Annotated in this window: 23 protein-coding genes; 10 read left to right on the forward strand and 13 right to left on the reverse strand. The window is 51.0% G+C overall.

What is annotated here, in order from left to right:
• Positions 1-16: 16 nt before the first annotated feature.
• Both WC813_03100 and WC813_03105 read left to right on the forward strand, forming a co-directional pair.
• Complete coding sequence (locus tag WC813_03100; protein ID MFA5946987.1) at positions 17-418, forward strand: hypothetical protein; 402 nt, start codon at positions 17-19, stop codon at positions 416-418.
• A 207-nt stretch (positions 419-625) separates the two neighbouring features.
• Positions 626-886, forward strand: a complete 261-nt coding sequence (locus WC813_03105) for a hypothetical protein (GenBank protein MFA5946988.1) — start codon at positions 626-628, stop codon at positions 884-886.
• Between the two features lie 38 nt (positions 887-924).
• Here the strand turns inward: WC813_03105 and WC813_03110 are convergent, their stop codons facing one another.
• The gene (locus WC813_03110) at positions 925-1,440 is read right to left on the reverse strand and encodes a hypothetical protein (GenBank protein ID MFA5946989.1); all 516 of its coding nucleotides are present in this window, start codon (positions 1,438-1,440) and stop codon (positions 925-927) included.
• 114 nt (positions 1,441-1,554) lie between these two features.
• On the opposite strand from WC813_03110, the gene lexA reads away from it, so the two are divergent.
• Genes lexA through WC813_03130 form a run of 4 tightly spaced genes read left to right on the forward strand, consistent with a single transcriptional unit; the run spans position 1,555 to position 3,949 of the window.
• Entirely contained in the window at positions 1,555-2,175 is a 621-nt protein-coding gene (gene lexA, locus WC813_03115; protein MFA5946990.1) for a transcriptional repressor LexA, read from the forward strand.
• A gap of 41 nt (positions 2,176-2,216) precedes the next feature.
• Positions 2,217-2,408, forward strand: a complete 192-nt coding sequence (locus WC813_03120) for a hypothetical protein (protein MFA5946991.1) — start codon at positions 2,217-2,219, stop codon at positions 2,406-2,408.
• 18 nt (positions 2,409-2,426) lie between these two features.
• Complete coding sequence (locus WC813_03125) at positions 2,427-2,672, forward strand: hypothetical protein (GenBank protein MFA5946992.1); 246 nt, start codon at positions 2,427-2,429, stop codon at positions 2,670-2,672.
• Positions 2,673-2,674: 2 nt separating this feature from the next.
• A complete protein-coding gene (locus WC813_03130) occupies positions 2,675-3,949 on the forward strand; it encodes a DNA polymerase IV (GenBank protein ID MFA5946993.1) in 1,275 nt (424 codons plus the stop codon).
• Here WC813_03130 and eno read toward each other — a convergent pair.
• From eno to rpsB, 8 genes are read right to left on the reverse strand one after another with little or no spacing between them, the layout of a single operon-like run.
• Entirely contained in the window at positions 3,946-5,211 is a 1,266-nt protein-coding gene (eno, locus tag WC813_03135) for a phosphopyruvate hydratase (GenBank protein ID MFA5946994.1), read from the reverse strand. The two genes, WC813_03130 and eno, sit on opposite strands and share 4 nt — an antisense overlap.
• A 2-nt stretch (positions 5,212-5,213) precedes the next feature.
• Positions 5,214-5,999: an SIMPL domain-containing protein gene (locus WC813_03140; GenBank protein ID MFA5946995.1), complete on the reverse strand. Its 786-nt coding sequence runs from the start codon at positions 5,997-5,999 to the stop codon at positions 5,214-5,216.
• A 53-nt stretch (positions 6,000-6,052) separates the two neighbouring features.
• Complete coding sequence (locus WC813_03145) at positions 6,053-7,180, reverse strand: phosphoglycerate kinase (protein MFA5946996.1); 1,128 nt, start codon at positions 7,178-7,180, stop codon at positions 6,053-6,055.
• Positions 7,181-7,182: 2 nt separating this feature from the next.
• Positions 7,183-8,445: an NAD(P)/FAD-dependent oxidoreductase gene (locus WC813_03150; GenBank protein MFA5946997.1), complete on the reverse strand. Its 1,263-nt coding sequence runs from the start codon at positions 8,443-8,445 to the stop codon at positions 7,183-7,185.
• A 3-nt stretch (positions 8,446-8,448) separates the two neighbouring features.
• Positions 8,449-8,856, reverse strand: coding sequence for a hypothetical protein (locus tag WC813_03155; protein ID MFA5946998.1), 408 nt, complete (start codon positions 8,854-8,856; stop codon positions 8,449-8,451).
• Positions 8,857-8,858: 2 nt separating this feature from the next.
• Positions 8,859-9,869 (reverse strand): type I glyceraldehyde-3-phosphate dehydrogenase, encoded by a 1,011-nt coding sequence (gene gap, locus WC813_03160; protein ID MFA5946999.1) that lies wholly within the window; start codon positions 9,867-9,869, stop codon positions 8,859-8,861.
• A gap of 57 nt (positions 9,870-9,926) precedes the next feature.
• Positions 9,927-10,520 carry a translation elongation factor Ts gene (tsf, locus tag WC813_03165; protein MFA5947000.1) on the reverse strand — a complete coding sequence of 198 codons (594 nt, stop codon included), beginning with the start codon at positions 10,518-10,520 and terminating at the stop codon, positions 9,927-9,929.
• An 11-nt stretch (positions 10,521-10,531) separates the two neighbouring features.
• Positions 10,532-11,377, reverse strand: coding sequence for a 30S ribosomal protein S2 (rpsB, locus tag WC813_03170; GenBank protein ID MFA5947001.1), 846 nt, complete (start codon positions 11,375-11,377; stop codon positions 10,532-10,534).
• 240 nt (positions 11,378-11,617) lie between these two features.
• Between rpsB and WC813_03175 the strand changes: the two genes are divergently transcribed.
• The gene (locus WC813_03175) at positions 11,618-11,872 is read left to right on the forward strand and encodes a hypothetical protein (GenBank protein ID MFA5947002.1); all 255 of its coding nucleotides are present in this window, start codon (positions 11,618-11,620) and stop codon (positions 11,870-11,872) included.
• Between the two features lie 52 nt (positions 11,873-11,924).
• Here WC813_03175 and WC813_03180 read toward each other — a convergent pair whose 3' ends face one another.
• Positions 11,925-12,479, reverse strand: coding sequence for a non-canonical purine NTP pyrophosphatase (locus WC813_03180; GenBank protein MFA5947003.1), 555 nt, complete (start codon positions 12,477-12,479; stop codon positions 11,925-11,927).
• Positions 12,480-12,506: 27 nt separating this feature from the next.
• Positions 12,507-13,514, reverse strand: a complete 1,008-nt coding sequence (gene queA / locus WC813_03185) for a tRNA preQ1(34) S-adenosylmethionine ribosyltransferase-isomerase QueA (GenBank protein MFA5947004.1) — start codon at positions 13,512-13,514, stop codon at positions 12,507-12,509.
• Positions 13,515-13,560: 46 nt separating this feature from the next.
• Here queA and rpmE point away from each other — a divergent pair, with 46 nt between their 5' ends.
• From rpmE to prmC, 3 genes are all read left to right on the forward strand, one after another.
• Positions 13,561-13,872, forward strand: coding sequence for a 50S ribosomal protein L31 (rpmE, locus tag WC813_03190; protein ID MFA5947005.1), 312 nt, complete (start codon positions 13,561-13,563; stop codon positions 13,870-13,872).
• 90 nt (positions 13,873-13,962) lie between these two features.
• Complete coding sequence (gene prfA / locus WC813_03195) at positions 13,963-15,045, forward strand: peptide chain release factor 1 (protein MFA5947006.1); 1,083 nt, start codon at positions 13,963-13,965, stop codon at positions 15,043-15,045.
• Positions 15,046-15,123: 78 nt separating this feature from the next.
• Entirely contained in the window at positions 15,124-16,047 is a 924-nt protein-coding gene (prmC, locus tag WC813_03200; GenBank protein MFA5947007.1) for a peptide chain release factor N(5)-glutamine methyltransferase, read from the forward strand.
• On the opposite strand, the gene WC813_03205 is transcribed toward prmC, so the two are convergent.
• Together WC813_03205 and WC813_03210 are read right to left on the reverse strand one after the other, a co-directional pair.
• A complete protein-coding gene (locus WC813_03205) occupies positions 15,986-17,146 on the reverse strand; it encodes a DUF3048 domain-containing protein (GenBank protein MFA5947008.1) in 1,161 nt (386 codons plus the stop codon). The genes prmC and WC813_03205 overlap by 62 nt on opposite strands.
• A 64-nt stretch (positions 17,147-17,210) precedes the next feature.
• Positions 17,211-17,918, reverse strand: coding sequence for a 50S ribosomal protein L25 (locus WC813_03210; protein MFA5947009.1), 708 nt, complete (start codon positions 17,916-17,918; stop codon positions 17,211-17,213).
• Between the last annotated feature and the right edge of the window lie 31 nt (positions 17,919-17,949).

The following is a 17,949-nucleotide window of genomic DNA, read 5'->3' on the forward strand; positions in this document are numbered from 1 at the left end:
CGGCACAGGAGGACGTTTGAAAAACTGGATTGAACTTTATATTGCGTGGTACGGCCGCGACCCACATGACGATCATGATCGTTGTCGCGGTCAGGAGACGCTGAACTTCTACGCGGAGCCGCTTCCGTTTCACGAGCGTACGCTCGACCGCATCCGTCATCTGGCGATGATCGACTTCGACTTCGGTGAAAACCCCCTCCACGCTGACGAACCCCCGGACGAGGAGCGCGTCATTATCCAGGAAATTGCCTTCCGCGTCGTCGGCAGCGAACTGCCCACACCGAACGGAGACACCAGCATCCCGGAGGCCTACGTCGAGGCGCTTCTATATCTGCGGAATACCTGCCACGAAAAACTGCAGATGATGATCGATGATACGATCTGGTGGCTCTTACACACCTATCGGATCGGCAACTGATCCCGCCCCGCGACCATGTCGTGCGGGCGGATTCTTTTTTATCCACACCTCGATTACGTGTGGCTCGGAAACGTGGTGCAATAGAAGGGTAAGAAATCAAACTCCCCATTAACTTGGCGGGGTTTATTTTTTTGAAAAATCTTAATAAACGGAGGGCCTATGTGAACAAATAACGGTGCGGTATACTTTATTCAATAACTGTTTTCTATGAACGAACAGAAATTCAGGGAATCGCTCACGCAGGACTTCAAGGGAATCCTCATACAGGCACTTACCGACCAATCTCGCGATATGCGCGATTACACAGATGAACGGGTCGCGGTGTCCGAAGCTCGTCTCGAAAAAAGAATCGACGAATCGGAAAATAGAATTCTTGACGCAATCGCCGAAACACAAGATATGTTCATCAAGCCCAAACTTGAGGATCATGAACGACGCCTCCTGAAACTAGAAGCAAAAATTGCCTAACAGAAAACCCGCCGTCCCCAAGGGACAGGCGGGTTTTTCTATTTAATCTTGAACGAGTCAAAGATCGACGAGATATCTTTCATCGGCTCTGCATAAACGTCCTGTCGGCCATCATACAAATACGACCATTCCTGACTATTCCTGGTGACTACTCCGCCGTAAAAAGCGCTTAAGGAGTTCTGACCGAGGAACGTATCCTCTGCGGGAATTGATTTGTGACCTTTATACTTAAGATCAACTTTTATCACGGCAAAAAGTGGCACCATGTCTGCCCCAAAACCAAAAGTTCTAACTTTTCCCGGCACATCAAAATCTGGTGGTCCGCTCTCGCCTACGTATCCACCAAAATCCTCGACGCTCTCCACACCAAACCAGCTATTGGGAAAGGTTAACGAATAACTCAGATCTCCCGTATATTCAAACGTGACCGGGCCTAACTCTGACTCGTCTGCCGGCATGGAGGTTTCTGTACTTGGCGACGGAGCGGTCGGTGAATTAGTGCAGCCCGCACCGAGAAGCGAGAGTACGAAGAGAGAAAAATAAATCTTTTTCATATGCAAAGATGGTAGCACGACCAAGAGACGACAACTTATCCCCACGAACTTCTTGCGTTCGGTTCCTGTTCGGCTATGATCAAGACAAGACCGAACGTAATACAGACATAAACTATGACCTCACTTCCCCCGCTGACCAAGAAGCAACGCGAAGTACTAGATTGCATTGAAGCTTTCGTACGGAAAAACAGCTACACGCCGTCGTACCGAGAGATCGCCGAGGAATTAGGTCTATCGTCCCCCGCCACGGTACATCAGCACATTCGCGCGCTGTGCGATAAAGGCGTGATCAACACAGGAGAACATGGCATTGCGAGATCAATTGAAGTAGTCGAGACCGAACCATTGTCCCCAATGGCGATCATGCTGCCGCTCGCCGGACTCATCACCGCTGGCGAGCCGATCGAAGCCATAGAGACTCGAGAGACTATCTGCGTGCCGACAGACTTTGTACTGGATTCAATGAACTCGTATGTGCTCAAGGTCAAAGGCAGATCGATGATCGAGGATGGCATCTTTGACGGAGACTTTGTGGTCATTGAACGGAATCCTTCGCCAAAAAATGGAGACATCGTTGTAGCCTTGCTCGATAACGCTTTTGCCACACTCAAAAGATTCTACCGAGAAAAAGACCACATCCGCCTGCAGCCAGCCAACAGCACCATGAAGCCATTCATCATCAAAGGTGACCTTAACATTCAGGGAGTCGTCCGCGCAGTACTGAGAAAGTTCTAATTCTACAACTTTATAACTTTACAACTCTAGAACTCCTCACTATGTCCATATTAGCTCTTCGCCACATTCAAGTGGCGCCTGATTATCGCGTCTCAGTGGTGACTGTTCGTGACCGAAACAAACGCATTTCAAAACTCCGCATTCATCGCCGTAAGATCAAACAACATTTCAGAACAATCCTAGCTCAGCTTTCTCTACCGAGAACGATCCATCTTCGTTACAAGCTTCGATAATTCCTAAAGGAGGACCATATGCACGAATATCTCAATGACCCAGTTGACGTAGACGTAGCGTTTGCGGGACGGAAAGTGCGACCAAGCAAAGTCACTTGGGGCAAGCGAGAGTATGCAGTTAATAAAGTAAATTTAGTTCACGGCGCTCGTGAGGGAGCAAAGCGGATATTCTATTTCTCCGTTTCGGACGCCGTTAACTTCATGAAGCTGAGACTTGATACAGAAACTTTAGAGTGGAGGCTGGTTGAGATGTATTCGTCGTAAGTATGCGTATCATCCTGCACGTCGACTTCAATTCATTCTTTGCGTCAGTCGAGCAGCAGGCCAACCCCTTTCTTCGAGGGAAACCGATTGCGGTTGCGGGAAAGGGACGGGAATCGATTGATGTGTCAGCGACTCATGCGGGACGGGCGAGGGTCGACATCGGGCAACTGAGATACACGAGAAGCGTGGTCACTACTGCCTCGCGCGAGGCGAAGAAACGGGGAGTTAAGACAGCCATGGCTACTTGGGAAGCCAGAAAGCTGTGCCCCGAACTTATCATCATTCCAGGCGATCCGCACAAATACAGTGTGATCACCGCACGACTGATGAAACTTCTTCGCTTAACCGCCGACGCGGTAGAACAGTTCAGTACGGACGAGGCCTTTGCTGACATTACCGCAGCGAGCGGCGGGGACTACTTTGGCGCAACATTACTCGCCGAGCAGCTGCGATCCGATATTCGTCGAGATTGCGGCGAGTACTGCACGGCTTCAATTGGCATCGCACCAAATCGCCTAATAGCCAAACTAGCTTCTGAATCCCATAAGCCGGATGGCCTCACGGTTGTCCGGCCAGAAGCCGTTCTTGATTTTATTGACTCACGTCCGCTTGGGGACTTTTGTGGCATTGGTTTTAAAATCGAAAAACATCTAAACATGCTCGGCGCGACTACCACAAAAACAATGCGCGAGCTTTCTTACGCCCAACTCCGTACCGAATTCAAAAGTTACGGTGATTTTTTGTACGCCGCCGCTCGAGGCCTGGGCGATGATTCAGTTTTCAACGACACCGACGATCCTAAGTCCGTCGGTCACTCTTACACCTTCCCCACCAGCCTAGACAATGACCGGGACGTCCGCCGGCATCTCCTCGCCCTCGCTGACCGGGTTTCCTGGCGCATGCGCAAACAAGGACTAGCTGGCACGCATGTCACCACCTACGCGAGATATGATGACATGGGCGGCGTGGGCTTTGGCAAACAATTTAAGGAACCAATGTTCGATGGGCTCGCTATTGCTAATACAGCGCTATCAATTCTGCTCCCAAACCTTTCAATCCCCCGAGGCATCAGGCTCCTCGGCGTCAGCGTAAGCGGACTCGTCAAGCTGGCCGGAGCCAACCCCCTCCTTCCAAGGGACATCAAAAACCGAAACGCGCTCATCTCGCTCGATAAAATATCGACTAAATATGGAGGTGGCACCTGGCAACGACTCTCAACCCTCGGCACTGTCTTCAAAGAACGCGTTAGCGGATGGCACTATGACCATGAAGTCTAACTGTCCACCTCTTCTTCAATCTCAAGTAGCCGATTGTATTTCGCGAGACGCTCCGAACGTGATGGCGCGCCAGTCTTAATGTATTCAGCGTTCACGGCAACGGCCAGATCGGCAATGGTCGTATCGGTCGTCTCCCCGGAACGGTGTGAGATAACCATTTTGTATTTTTGTTTCTGACCGTATTCGATGGTGTCGATCGTTTCCGAGAGCGTGCCGATCTGGTTAGGTTTGATAAGCACTGCGTTTGCGCAGTGTTCGGCCACCCCGCGTTTAACGCGTTCTATGTTAGTTACGAACAAGTCGTCACCGATCAAAAGAAGTTTATCGCCTAGTCGTTTGGTCAGCTTCTGCCAGCCGCTCCAAGCATCCTCCGCCAAACCGTCTTCAACAGACAACATGGGATACTTTTCCAGCCACTCTTCATACAAACCGATCATCTCATCTTCCGCCATCTTTCGCCGATCAGTATTTAATATGTATCTGCCGGTTCGCTCGTCGAAAAACTCACTCGCGGCCACGTCAATTCCAAAGTGTATCTGTTTGCCTAGTTTGTAACCCGCAGCTTTAGTTGCTTTTACTAGGTACTCGAGCGCCGCTTCGGTCTTGCCAACGTCTGGAGCATATCCGCCCTCGTTCCCTACGTCTGTATCGAGTCCGTCTTTACGAAGAACATCGCCGAGAGCATGAAAGATCTCACTGCCAGCCTGAAGTTGCTTCGAGTATTTTTTAATGCCATCAGGCACAATAATAAACTCCTGCATGTCTAAGTTCGTATCCGCATGCCGTCCCCCGTTAAACACGTTCATGAGCGGAGTTGGAAGATTCCAAGTCTTGTGGTTAATACCAAATATTGCCCGCAGATGAACATATAACGGAGTGCCAGCTCGACGAGCTCCGGCGTGCACACAAGCCATCGATACACCAAGAATCGCGTTAGCACCCAGCTTGGCCTTGTTATCAGTCCCGTCAAGAACTCTCATTACATCGTCAATCTTCCGCACATCAAAAACGTCCATTCCACGAATAGCTTTTGCAATGGGACCGTTCACGTTATTCACGGCCTTCATGACGCCAAGGCCTCGATACCGCTTCTTGTCGCCATCGCGGAGTTCAAGCGCCTCATGTACCCCCGTTGACGCACCCGAAGGAACCGAAGCCGATCCCCTCGTGCCATTTCTGAGCGTAACCGTAACGTTGACCGTCGGATTTCCACGGGAGTCCAGAATCTCATGAGCGTGAACCTCGGAAATCCTGTCTAACATATTTATTCGATGGCAAACTCGATCTGCACGGTCTTAGAAACCTCGGTCTGACCGGGCTGCAAACTAGGAGCCTCGCCAGCACCGCCCATGGCTTTCATACTATCAAAAGCGTAAGGATAGGGAGACGGTGAATTGTCATATTCTGAATAAGAAATTACGCCGCCAAGTCTAGCGTGCATAGCAGTTGCGATAGCCGCTGCCTGTTCATAGGCTTTAGCGATGGCATTCTTACGAGCTTCCGCCTCTACCGCGGCCGGTTCCTCAACCGTATATCGTAAACCGCTGATGTTAGTCGCGCCGAGCGACAAAACTTTAGCTAAAACGCTGCCGGCAATATCAGTATTACGAATTTTAACCGTCAGGGTCTCATTCGCGTCATAACCAACAACTCTGGCAGGAGAAACGTCATAGTCATAGGACGGATTAACGCTGTAATTGGAAGTTTGGATATCCTTAGCATCTACGCCGAGCGCTTTCACCGCTGCAATAATCGCGTTAGCCTTACTGGCGTTATCAAATCCCGCTTTATCCGGAGTGCTCGCCGTATTGCTCACACCCAGGTCTACCGTAGCCACGTCGGGAGCAACACTGGCTGTATCAGTCGCTGACACAGAAATAGATGGCGGCTGACGATCAGCAACTCCAATTCTATTTGTCTCAGCCAAGGACTTCCTAATCAGCACGCCCGTATACACAATTCCGTAGACAAGAAAAATAGCGAGCAGAAGCGCAAACAATTTATTCTCACTCCACTGCGGCCAAAATCCGCCCGAAGATTCTTTAGGCATAAAACGTAAAGAAAAAAGTATTAAAGCGTAAAGTACTAAGTGAATAATACCATCTATGCCTGGAGAGCTTCGAGTCCGGGGAGTTTTTCTCCAGACAGAAGGGCGAGCATAGCACCGCCACCCGTCGACACATGCGTGAAGCCCTTGAGGAGATCCAATGACTCAAGAAACTCGACGGTGTCTCCCCCGCCAACGATTGCAGTTTTTGGCAGAGCGTCACCAATAGCTTTGGCAACAGCCTTAGTTCCCGCTCGAGCCCCAGGTTCTTCGATTATGCCCATCGGGCCATTCCAGAGGACGCTCATCGCGCCGGCAATTTTTAATGCATACAACTCAGTCGTCTTAGGGCCGATGTCGATCACGCGTGAAGCACCCTCTATGTGCAGGTCCTCGGGCAGAATAATTTTCTCCATGTATCTTCGTAACAGACTCTCCGCCGCCTTCACGTCTTCTACTTTCATGTCTTTCTTCACTTTCTCGGGAAGTGGTCTATCAAGCGCATGCAAGAGCGGCAAACAGAGCGCTCCGCCCACGAGAACGACATCCGCCGGCTCGGCCAGGTGTTCGACTAGCGGCAACTTCGTCGCAAGCTTGGCCCCGCCGAGCACAACGACGTATGGATGACTGTGCTGCTTCTCGAGCGTCCTTACTTCACGAACAACGAGTTCGCCCGCAAAGCTCGGAAGCTCGCGGGTAATGGCGTCGACCGACGCATGCGCCCGATGACACACGCCAAAGGCGTTATTCACGTACACATCCGCCAAGCGCGCGAGGGATTTTGCGAAAGCAACGCTATTTTCTTCTTCGCCAGGATCAAAACGTAGATTTTCGAGCATGAGAATCTCGCCTGCGTCAGCACCAAGCACCTCGCGCTCGACAGCCTGCCCGACGATACCAGATAACACGCGCACAGGCTTGCCAAGCTTCTCCGCGAGCAGTCTAGCAATGGGCACAACCGACAATTGATCGTCGACTTTTCCGCCGGGGTCGCCGAGATGCGTCGCCAAGATGATTCGGGCTCCATGCGCCCTAAGCTTCACAATCTCCGGAATCGTTTGTTGCAACCGCCCATACGCGCCATCCTTTGCCTGGCCTCGAACCACCGGGACATTACCGTCGATACGCAAAAAGACCCGCGTGCCTAATGTAATATCGGAAGATGTCCAAGTTCGGAGATGCATAACTAATCATTCTTATTATACAAAACAATTCCTTTTAGCCATTTCCGCAGGGCGTATGGCCAAGGGAGGATAGAAAAGAAATAGCGGCCATCAACTAGCCGACGAAGATAAAAGGCTAGCGGGCCTTTAATAGAAAGGCCAAAGACGTAACCAACGCCGTATGTACCGCCAACGGCAATCAAAGAATCCCAACGCGCTCTAAAGGGATACGCCGTCATCGAACGACCGGTGAGTTGCGCAATAAGATTCTTAGCGATCCATTTCGCTTGAGCAACTCCGCTCTGCGCAGTCATTGGCTCGACTGAATTAGAAAGCGGATTCATAAGCGAAGCACAGTCCCCGGCGCAATAGACATTCTTCTTACCCTTCACGGCAAACATCGGATCAACCAGAATTCTGCCTTTTGGATCCAGTGGCAGACCCAGGCTCTTGATAACAGAAACCGGCGCGACTCCCCCGCTCCAAATCGCCAAATCACAGGGATGAACCATGGCGTCACCCGCGGCATTCTTGAGCTCAATTACTTTCTGGTTAACAGACATAACCGCCAGATTGCACAGCACATTAACACCTAGTTTTTCTAAACGCTTCGTAGCTGCGCGCGTTAGCGAATCCGGAAAGGCCCCGAGCGGACATTTTCTATCGATCAATGACACTTTTACTGCGCCAGTTGCAAGCTCGCCACGTTCTATTTGTTTTCGAATAGACATCATGAACTCACCGGCAAATTCAACTCCGGTTGGTCCGGCGCCGATAATAGAAATGTTCTTTTGGTTAGCTGATGAAGCATCAACCAGCAAATCCCTAACCTGTCTCTCAATATCTACCGCATCAGATGCAGATTTCAGCGGCGAACAATGTTCCGGCAAGCCGGGAATACCGAAATAATTAGACTCAGTTCCGAGCGCAATAATCAAAATGCTATAACGAACTGTTAAACCGTCAGCCAGAAATACTGAACGCGATCGAAAATCAACACCGGTAATCGCTTCCTGGCGAAAACGGACATCCTTGTATCCCGGGATCCCCACAAATGGCACGCTCGCCGAAGTGTAGAGCTGGCAACGGCCCTTCCGACCATCATTCCTCGACAAATAGCCTGAGCTCACCTCATACAGCCAGGGTGTATAGGTGTGCGACGAAGATTTATCGATCACAGTCACTTCACAAGACTTCCCAACCACCCCCGCTTTAACAAGTCTCCGCGCCAAAGTAAGGCCGACAAAGCCCCCGCCTAAAATAACAATATTCTCCTTCTGGCTCATATGTTAGGAAAAGAGGAACTTAACGACCGCACTGGGGTTTTTAATGTTACGAAGAATCAAACCGTTGAGTCCGAAGGCGTTACCCAGACCGCCAGCAAGTCCCATAAGGGCCACACTCACTACTATAAGCTGTGGCCAGATGAGCATCTTCAGCATGGGGAGCGGCATAAGCATAATATCGAGCACGATCAAGGCCAGGAGCACGACTAGGCTAGCGGGTCTCACAAGAAGTCCGGCGATGAATAGAACACCGATCACGAGCGCGAATGGTTCAAGCCAAAATAGAAACGTGGTGTGATAAGACATGACGAGTATAGCGCCGAAAGCTATGCGCAGAAGCACGAGCGCCGGCCCAAAAAGCTGTTCATTCGTTCCTGCTATGATTCGACCAAGCATTGTTTGCACTCTCATACTTAGAGTTTATGTGCGGCAGCCATGAGAACAACTTCAACCAGTCTGTTTGAATAGCCCCACTCGTTGTCATACCAAGCGACGACTTTTACGAGGTTGCCAGCGACGACATTTGTGAGTTCGGCGTCGACGATTGCCGATCGAGAGTCGCCAACATAATCACTCGAAACGAGCGGCTCAAAACTGACACCGAGAATGCCTTTGAATCTTGGCGTCTCGCTCGCCTTTACGAGCGCGTCATTCACTTCTTCAATAGTCACATCGCGTTTGAGGACGAAGGTCATATCGGAAAGCGAGACCGTCGCGAGCGGGACACGAATAGATAGGCCGTCAAACTTTTCTTTAAGTACTGGAATAGTTTCGGTGACCGCAATAGCGGCACCGGTTGAAGTTGGCACCAGGTTCTCAGCCGCGGCTCGACCCTCCCGAAGATCCTTTCTCGGCGAATCAACAAGAGCCTGCGAGGCGGTGTAACCATGAACCGTGGTCATGATCGCTTTTTCTATGCCAAAGGCTTCCTCAATAACCGCTGTAACCGGAGCGACGCAATTAGTAGTGCACGACGCATTATTGATCACGGCATGGCGATCAGTGGCTATGCCGTCACAATTCACGCCTCGAACATAAGTAGGCACATCTCCCCCCTTGGCTGGGGCCGACAAAACTACGCTCTTAGCGCCGGCCTTAATATGAGCCTCAGCTTTTTCCTGAGTAGTGAAAAAACCGGTTGATTCAATAACCACATCAATACCCAGTTTCTTCCAGGGCAACATGGCCGGATCTTTCTCGGCTAGTAACTCGACTTTCTTCCCGCCAATCACGAGCGAGTTGCCCTCAGCTACAACCTCCACGTCCCACAAACCATAATTAGTATCGTGCTTCAGCAAGTAAGCCAAGGTCTTAGCGTCAGTTAAATCATTAATCGCCACAACATCGAATCCATTCTTACCCCAACCCACCTTCAGCGCGCTTCGACCGATTCGCCCAAAACCATTGATTGCAATTTTTGCCATAAAAAAGAAAAGCCTTCGGAGGTATTTTACCACGAAGGCTCTCTTTTTATTCGTCACTTATGCGCCCAACTGCATTCTCACGAAGCGGCCAATCTTCAGACTCTCGCCAATGGAGAGCACTTTGCTTTCCATGAGCTGCTGAACCGTCATTGAATCGTCTTTCACGAAGGGCTGATCCATGAGACAGATTTCTGCGAAGTACTTGGCCAGTTTACCCTCAATGATCTTCTCGGCTACCTCAGCCGGCTTGCCTTCAGCGGCCAGCTGCTCCATGTAAATCGCCTTTTCGCGATCAACCGTTTCCTGCGGGACGTCCTCGCGTGAGCGATAGATTGGACCGGCAGCGGCGATATGCATAGCTAAGTCCTGACAAAGGGACTGGAACTGTTCAGTACGCGCCACGAAGTCCGTTTCGCACATAACTTCTACGAGTACTGAGAGCTTACCGTTGCCGTGCGTGTACGCATGGACGCGGCCTTCGCCCGTCACGCGATCAGATTTCTTGGCGGCCTTCATGGCTCCACTCTTGCGAAGTCCGTCAATGGCCTTTTCCATGTCACCGTCAGCCTCCGTGAGCGCTTTCTTGGCATCCATCATGCCTGCGCCCGTCATGTCGCGAAGTTTTGCGACGTCACCTGCGGTAAATGCCATATCTGTAGGGATTATTTCTTTACTTCAGCTACTTTCTTAGCAGCCAGTTCTTCTTTCACCTTTTCGTCAATGTCCTGGACAGCGTCATGAGACTTTTCGGAAACCTTCACATCATCTGCTTCGGCATCAAACTTTTTGATTGGCGCCAGAGCCGCTGCACGTAGTGTAGCATTCTTGGTCTTACCTTCCTTCACTGCTTCAGAAATCATCTTGGTGATGAGGTCAATGCTGGCGGAAGCGTCGTCGTTGCCAGGGATAACGTACTGGATACCTGTGGAGTTTACGTTGCTGTCTACCAAAGCGACGATTGGTACTTTAACCGTTGTAGCTTCGCGGACAACCGTCTTTTCAATGCGCGCGTCCAAAATGAACACAGCTTCTGGCAAGCGAGTCATGGTGGAGATACCACCGATCTTCTCATCAAGTTCAGCAATTTCACGATCAAACTGGAGCTGTTCCAGCTTGGTGTACTTGCGGAGTTCACCCTTCTCGCGCTTATCCTTCAAATCCAAGTAGTGGCGGATGAGGCGCTGGATCTGTGGGAAGTTTGTGAGCGTACCGCCCAACCAGCGAACGTTCACGTACGGCATACCGCACTCCTTACCGTACTTAGCAATAATATCCTGAGCCTGGCTCTTAGTGCCGACGAGCAAAATGCTGCCGCCCTTAGCCACCACGTCAGTGACGAAAGTCATAGCCTTCTCAAGCTGAGCCTGAGTCTTCTCTACGTCAATTACGTGCACGCCCTGGCGAATTCCGAAAATAAACGGTCTCATCTTTGGGTGCCACTTAGCGGACTGGTGTCCAAAGTGCACGCCCGACTTCAACATCTCTTCAATGCTTGGCATTTTAGCCATAATGTTTCCTTTTTAACCTCGATTCCCTGCTACCGGGCCCCGTCGATTACTCGACAAGGGAAGGTTCGATAGCGTTTGTAGTGGGAATCTGTGAATTAATAGTTTCTAAATCCCTAACGGGACGGCGGTAGAGTACTTGATCAAAAAGCTCCGGTCAAGTAGGATCCGGGGGTCTTTTAGGGGGATAAGATGTCTGAGGTTAGCGCAAAAAAGAAACCAAGCCGCCCCGGCGCACAGTTTGTGGTTCGCTGCGAACCAGAGCTCGCCACAAAGGTTAAGGAAAGGGCGAAAGCTCACGGACGGAAAACAGAGCCGTATATCCGAGAGCTTCTCATGGAGGACGTGACAAAACCCGCTCCCGTAGCTCCCCCGGTTCCCTTACACCCGCTCGAGGCGCGGATCGAGCTCATGCTCAAAGCGATGCGCCTCCAAGAAATGTTTCGCGGGATCGAGATTCCGCTCACACTCCCGGGCGATGCAGTGTCAGTGAGATGACTCCAATTCGCGAACCCCGTACTGGCCACATGCCGGTGCGGGGTCTTTTTTTTTAGAGGGTGATGCCGGCTTCCTGGAGTTTTTCTTTCATGGCGAGGAAGGCTTTTGTGCGGTGGGAGATTTGGATCTTTCGTTCGGGTCCCATTTGGGCGAAGGTTTCGGTCTGGCCGTCGGGAATGAAGTAGAAATCAAATCCCCAACCTTTGCCGTCTGTTTTTGCTACATGACGGCCGTAGAGCGTTTCGAGCACAATGATCTCATGTTCTGCATCTTTGTAGGCTACAGCGCACAACACTTTTGCTTTGCTATTACCCGTCTTTTCAATATTCGCCATGACGCCGTCATGCAGGCCGGCTTTTTCCCAAAATTTTACAAAAGGCCCTGGAAAGCCATTAACGGCCTCGACCTCATAGGAGACATCTTCGACGAGCACAGGTGCGCCGACCCACTTAAAGGCGGCCTGAAGTTTCTCGGTCACGATCTCCTTGAGATCCATCGATTGTTTTTCGGGGAGATCAATCTTTGTACTCATGAGTCCGGGCATGTCCAAAATGGCAGCCACTTCTCGGCGTTTGTTTTCGTTACCGGTGACGAAGGTGATATTCATACAAGGTGTTAGGTGATAGGTGGTAGGTTACCTGATGAACATCGCGTCGCCGAAGGAGAAGAAACGATAGTCGTTTGTCTTGGCAGCTTCGTATGCAGCGAGCATACGCTCTCGGCTGGAAAATGACGAGACGAGGACAAGCAACGTTGATTTTGGGAGGTGGAAGTTGGTAATCAAACCATCAATCACTTTAAACTCGAACCCTGGCGTAATGAAGATATTGATCTCGCCTTCGTAGCCCACGAGCGAACCCCGCGTCGACGCAATGCCCTCGAGCACTCTTGTCGTCGTTGTCCCGACCGCGATCACGCGACGTCCCTCGGATTTGGCGGCATTGATCCGTTCGGCGGTCTCTTTCGAAAGACTCACCCACTCGCTGTGCATTTCGTGCTCTTCAAGGGTTTCTGTTTTTACCGGACGAAAAGTGCCAATGCCGACATGAAGCACGACTTCCTCGATTTGTACGCCTTTTGCTTTTATCTTTTCGAGGAGTTCTGGCGTAAAGTGAAAGCCTGCGGTTGGAGCGGCGACGGAGCCAACTTGCTTAGCGTAAATGGTTTGATACTTCGACTCGTCCTTGAGAGAACCTTCGACGTACGGCGGTGTTGGGATATCCCCATATTTGTCACAGAAGACGAGCATCTCCGCGGCGGTCATCCCTGTTCTCAAAATAACGACCCCGTCGGTACTTTTTTCTTGCACGATGAATTCGTGCGCTGCGACGTTAATAACGTCGCCTTCTCGAAATTTGCGACCGGGTTTTAATAACACCTCGGCCTCGCCCTCTTTTATTCGAAGAACGAAAATCTCCAATCCCTCCTTTAAAAGACGGGCCTTAAATACCTTCGAGGTATTAAAAACCAGCACGTCACCGGCTTTTAGCTCCTCGATAATATTGAAAAACTGCTTATGTTGGACCTCTCCTGTTGCCCGGTCGACAACCATCAATTTGGAGTGATCCCGGGGTTCAACTGAAGATTGGGCGATAAATCGCTCGGGGAGATCGTAGTCGAATAAGCTGATGGGGGTATTCATTTGACAAAGACTAGCCCATTTTGTACTATTTGGCCAATCTTTTCTTATGAAAGCCGATATCCACCCAACGTATTTTGAGAACGCCGTAATCGCTTGCGCTTGCGGAGCTAACTATAAGACCGGTTCTACCCAGGAACGGATCGATATTGAATTGTGCGCCGCTTGTCACCCATTCTTCACCGGTAAGCAGAAGATTGTAGATGCTGCTCGCCGTGTGGAAAAGTTTGCTACTCGTTCTACTGAGAAGGCTGCTTCCGTAAAAACCTCAGCTGACAAGACCGCTGAAAAGGCCGCTCGCTCCAAAGCCAAGGCCACTAAGAAAGCTGCCCGCGATACTTCCATTAAAACAGCACGTTAGGAAAACACAACGCCTGGTCGCCAACGCGACGGGCGTTTTTGTTTATCTGTAATGTTCAATGTTGAATGTGTAATGTACGATACCTCTACTATGGATTTCGCTTCGGCAATTGCCGTGAAAAGACAAGAATTTCAGAAGCTTGAACAGGCCCTCATGGACCCGGCTGTTTTGGCTGACCGTAAAAAGTTGAAGGAAACCAACCAGGCTTACCAGGGCATGCGCAAAACCATGGAAGCTGCGGCGGCCTACGAGAAAGTCGCAAATGACCTCGATGGCGCAAAGAAGACCCTCCATGATACGGATCCAGACATGCGAGCAATGGCAGAGGCCGAAGTCGCAGAACTAGAACCTAAGTTGCCCGCACTTGAACGTACCCTCGAACTTGAACTCGTGCCAAAAGACCCAATTGACGAGAACGACGCTATTGTGGAAATCCGTGCTGGCGCAGGAGGAGATGAAGCTGCACTTTTTGCATCTGAACTTTTCCGCATGTATGTGCGCTATGCAGAACGCCACGGCTGGAAGGCGAGCGTTATCTCTCAGAGCCAGAGCGACTTGGGCGGTTTCAAAGAGGTAATCTTCGAGATCGGGGGTCCAGGTGCATACGGTACAATGAAACTTGAAAGTGGAGTTCATCGCGTACAGCGCGTGCCGGATACGGAGAAAGCTGGTCGAGTTCACACCTCAACAATTACCGTCGCCGTTCTTCCTAAACTTGAGGAGGAAGACTTCGAGCTCAATCCGAAGGACCTCACCATCGAAGCGACCACGTCGCAGGGAGCTGGCGGACAGAGCGTGAACACCACATATTCCGCATGTCGCATTGTCCACGTGCCAACGGGTCTCACGGTGCACTGTCAGGACGAACGTTCGTTCTCCCAGAACCGCGAACGTGCCTTATCGGTTCTCCGCGCCCGTGTGTATGCCGCCGAGCAGGAAAAGAAGCGTGCCGCCCTGGAAGCCGAACGCCGAGGACAGATTGGAACGGGTGATCGATCGGAGAAAATCCGCACATATAACTTTCCTCAGGACCGCATTACCGACCACCGTCTGAAGCAGTCATGGCACGGCCTTCCAGGAATCATGGACGGAGATATTGAGGATATTATCGAAGCCCTCCGTCTGGCCAGCCGAGATGAGAAGTTTGGAGCGATTATCGAGGATGAAGAGTAATCAGGACGTCTCCACTCTGAGCCATGCGAAGAGTCCGACCCTCAGAGGGGAAAGTCGGATCCTTCGCTCTCGCTCAGGATGGAGACACTCGATCACATGACCATCTTCGAAGCACTAACGGTTGGTGCTGACAGACTCAAATCGACTCAGCACGAAAAACTACAGGCGCCGGGGAGCCCCAAGCTCGACGCGCAAGTTTTGCTTTCGTTTGTGCTCGGCAAACCATCGAGCTATCTGTTTGCACATGGAGACGATGCTGTCGATGCGCCCGCACTCGACCGGTACCTCGCATTCATCGAACGGCGCATAACGCATGAACCGATTGCGTACATCACGGGCGAAAAAGAATTCTTCAAGCGTCCATTCATCGTGACACCGGCAACATTAATCCCTCGACCCGACACGGAGGTTCTCGTCGAAGAAGCATTGAAGGCCGCTAAGCCAGACTCGGTCTTTCTCGACATCGGCACGGGCAGCGGTGCGATCGCAATTACGCTCGCAGCAGAATCTTCGAGCGGGGTCTTCGCGACGGACATTTCAGCCGAGGCACTCGACGTTGCAGTGCGTAATGCAAACAAACTCGGCGTTGCTGACCGTGTCATATTCCTGCATGGCGACCTGCTTAAACCATTCATCGAGAAGCTCAGAGAATGGAAAGATAAGGCTAGTATTCCTTCCCTCATTATCACGGCAAATCTTCCCTACATCGCCCGCCGACAATACGAAGGGCTAGACCCAGACGTGCTCAACTTTGAACCAAAAAGCGCGCTCCTCGCAGGAATTGACGGGCTTGATCTCTACGATCAATTGCTCGACGAACTCTACGAATCACGCGCTCTTTTCCCAGCCGACCTTCAATTACTTATCGAGATCGATCCCTCGCAAGCATTTTCTGCCGAACGCTTGATCAAACACTACTTCCCGAAAGCGTCGATCTCACTTATTGCTGATTTGTCACGTCAACCGCGGGTGCTTTTGGCTGTGATTCCGACACGTTCTTAAGGTCAGGAACAACTTCCATCCAGGTCTTTCCGGCGTTCATAGCAATTTCTGAACCTCCAAGGTCAATAAAGCGTAGGCGGTCAGTCCGCTCGTGTTTTACCCATCTTGCCTCAAGACCCTGCTCACCGTTCTGATACACAAGCGCCAGCGACTCACCCTCCCCCGTTGTGCGAATATGGCGTCGACCAGTGGAGTCCACAACAGAAATATCACTTGCAAAAACGATGACGTTATTTGCCGTGATGTTTGCGCCCGAGCTGGTCTTCATCATCTGTTTGCCCTGGTAGCGAATATACAAATTCGTAGCTTTGTCATACTCCCACGTCACGTCATACGTTGAGCCGCTCTCCCAGTCGATCACCGGTGAGATCTCCTTGCCAGAGGCCTCTCCGTCAACAAACAACCACGACGTGTAGGCCTTCGTACTCCTACCAATCTCGTCTAACGAACTCATGAGCAGATCCATCGACGTGTAGACGTTATGCGGAGCAAAGCGCCCCACATTATCGCGCCAGAAATATTCGCTCTGGAAAAACTGGTCAAAATCACGCGTCGTTCCATTCTTATGAATGAGGTCGAGTGCCTCTGGGCTGCCGCCAACGTGTGCGTAAATAGATTCAAACTCATCTGCCCAGTCCAAGTAATACGGACGAGCCGAACGTACTGGACCGATCTTCTTTGAAACCGCTCCTTCCTCAAAGAAGGTGATGAACCGCGGAATATTTCCTTCCACTGGTGCTTCAATCACAAAGAACGCCTGGTCAAGTCCAGACAACGGCCACGCTTCATACGAGTTCTCGATCATGACAGCAAATACTTGTGGAAGCGTGGTGAGAGGTGCGGGAATAACAAGGCCGGTCAAGGGATCCCGAGGGAACGCATCAGCCGATTCAGCGATGACCGGTACCGGAGCGATCTTGGCGGTAAATGACCGTCTGATCACGAGCGCAGAAACGCCAACGGTCATGATGGCCACGATCGCTAACACCGGAAGAACGCGTGACCAGCTGGCTTTCCTAGCGACGCCAACAAAAGCGCCCCGCAATTCCGGGATAGTCTGTTTAAAACGTCCTTTAATATATTTGAGTCGGGATTGCATAGGTCTTATTTAGTATACCAATTGAAAATCCCCCTTCGCCAAGCTTCCGGGGGACTTTCTTTGCTTACTTTTTGTCTGACTTTTCTTTCTTCTCTGGCTTTGCGTCAGCCGGAGCAGCACCTTCAGCACCAGGTTCTTCTTTCTTCTCTGTAAGAACCTCTACCTTGGACACGTCAGTGTCAACGGCTGCATCAAGAGCGGCCATTTCAGCTTCAGAACGAGGCGGCTGAACCGTAGCTACAGTTTGCTCGGCCCAGGTCTTGACTTCAATACCTTCTGGCAACTTCACATTCTTCACGCGGATCATATCATCAAAGGTCACAAGAGCGGAGATATCTACCTCGATCTCATGCACGAGCGCATCTGGAAGAGAGAGCACTTCCACTTCCTCCAAGGACTGAACGAGGGTACCACCGAGAGTTTTCACGGCTGGCGCTTCGCCCACGAGCTTGAGTGGAATCTTGGCTTCAATCTTGCGCTTCAAGTCCACGCGGCGGAAGTCCACATGCGTGAAAAAGTCCGTGAGAACGTTGCGCTGAATGTCAGCAATAAGCACTGGGTGCGTCTTGCCATCAATCTCCAGGTCAACGACCATGGATTCGCCGGCCTTAGCGTAAATTTTATTAAAGGCGTTGCGGTCAACGGTCACAGAGACCGGAGCCGTTACTTCGAAACCGTACATAACTCCTGGAACTTTTCCTTCAGCGCGAAGGATATTCGTCTTTCGGCCCTTCTCCTGTCGGAGCCCGGCGGTAATTTGAGCGTGTTGCATAGTGGCGGTATTTTACTGATTTCTGCGGAGA

It is taken from the genome of Patescibacteria group bacterium, from assembly GCA_041659765.1.
In the GTDB taxonomy this organism is placed as follows: domain Bacteria; phylum Patescibacteriota; class Patescibacteriia; order UBA9934; family UBA9934; genus JAGORL01.

Coding starts and splice junctions, on each gene's coding strand:
- WC813_03105 (MFA5946988.1), top strand. CDS start 626: ATGAACGAACAGAAATTCAGGGAATCGCTCACGCAGGACTTCAAGGGA.
- WC813_03140 (MFA5946995.1), bottom strand. CDS start 5,999: ATGCCTAAAGAATCTTCGGGCGGATTTTGGCCGCAGTGGAGTGAGAAT.
- lexA (MFA5946990.1), top strand. CDS start 1,555: ATGACCTCACTTCCCCCGCTGACCAAGAAGCAACGCGAAGTACTAGAT.
- queA (MFA5947004.1), bottom strand. CDS start 13,514: ATGAATACCCCCATCAGCTTATTCGACTACGATCTCCCCGAGCGATTT.
- prmC (MFA5947007.1), top strand. CDS start 15,124: ATGGAGACACTCGATCACATGACCATCTTCGAAGCACTAACGGTTGGT.
- WC813_03210 (MFA5947009.1), bottom strand. CDS start 17,918: ATGCAACACGCTCAAATTACCGCCGGGCTCCGACAGGAGAAGGGCCGA.
- rpmE (MFA5947005.1), top strand. CDS start 13,561: ATGAAAGCCGATATCCACCCAACGTATTTTGAGAACGCCGTAATCGCT.
- tsf (MFA5947000.1), bottom strand. CDS start 10,520: ATGGCATTTACCGCAGGTGACGTCGCAAAACTTCGCGACATGACGGGC.
- WC813_03120 (MFA5946991.1), top strand. CDS start 2,217: ATGTCCATATTAGCTCTTCGCCACATTCAAGTGGCGCCTGATTATCGC.
- WC813_03180 (MFA5947003.1), bottom strand. CDS start 12,479: ATGAATATCACCTTCGTCACCGGTAACGAAAACAAACGCCGAGAAGTG.
- eno (MFA5946994.1), bottom strand. CDS start 5,211: ATGTTAGACAGGATTTCCGAGGTTCACGCTCATGAGATTCTGGACTCC.
- rpsB (MFA5947001.1), bottom strand. CDS start 11,377: ATGGCTAAAATGCCAAGCATTGAAGAGATGTTGAAGTCGGGCGTGCAC.
- WC813_03150 (MFA5946997.1), bottom strand. CDS start 8,445: ATGAGCCAGAAGGAGAATATTGTTATTTTAGGCGGGGGCTTTGTCGGC.
- prfA (MFA5947006.1), top strand. CDS start 13,963: ATGGATTTCGCTTCGGCAATTGCCGTGAAAAGACAAGAATTTCAGAAG.
- WC813_03145 (MFA5946996.1), bottom strand. CDS start 7,180: ATGCATCTCCGAACTTGGACATCTTCCGATATTACATTAGGCACGCGG.
- WC813_03110 (MFA5946989.1), bottom strand. CDS start 1,440: ATGAAAAAGATTTATTTTTCTCTCTTCGTACTCTCGCTTCTCGGTGCG.
- WC813_03155 (MFA5946998.1), bottom strand. CDS start 8,856: ATGAGAGTGCAAACAATGCTTGGTCGAATCATAGCAGGAACGAATGAA.
- WC813_03125 (MFA5946992.1), top strand. CDS start 2,427: ATGCACGAATATCTCAATGACCCAGTTGACGTAGACGTAGCGTTTGCG.
- WC813_03130 (MFA5946993.1), top strand. CDS start 2,675: ATGCGTATCATCCTGCACGTCGACTTCAATTCATTCTTTGCGTCAGTC.
- gap (MFA5946999.1), bottom strand. CDS start 9,869: ATGGCAAAAATTGCAATCAATGGTTTTGGGCGAATCGGTCGAAGCGCG.
- WC813_03205 (MFA5947008.1), bottom strand. CDS start 17,146: ATGCAATCCCGACTCAAATATATTAAAGGACGTTTTAAACAGACTATC.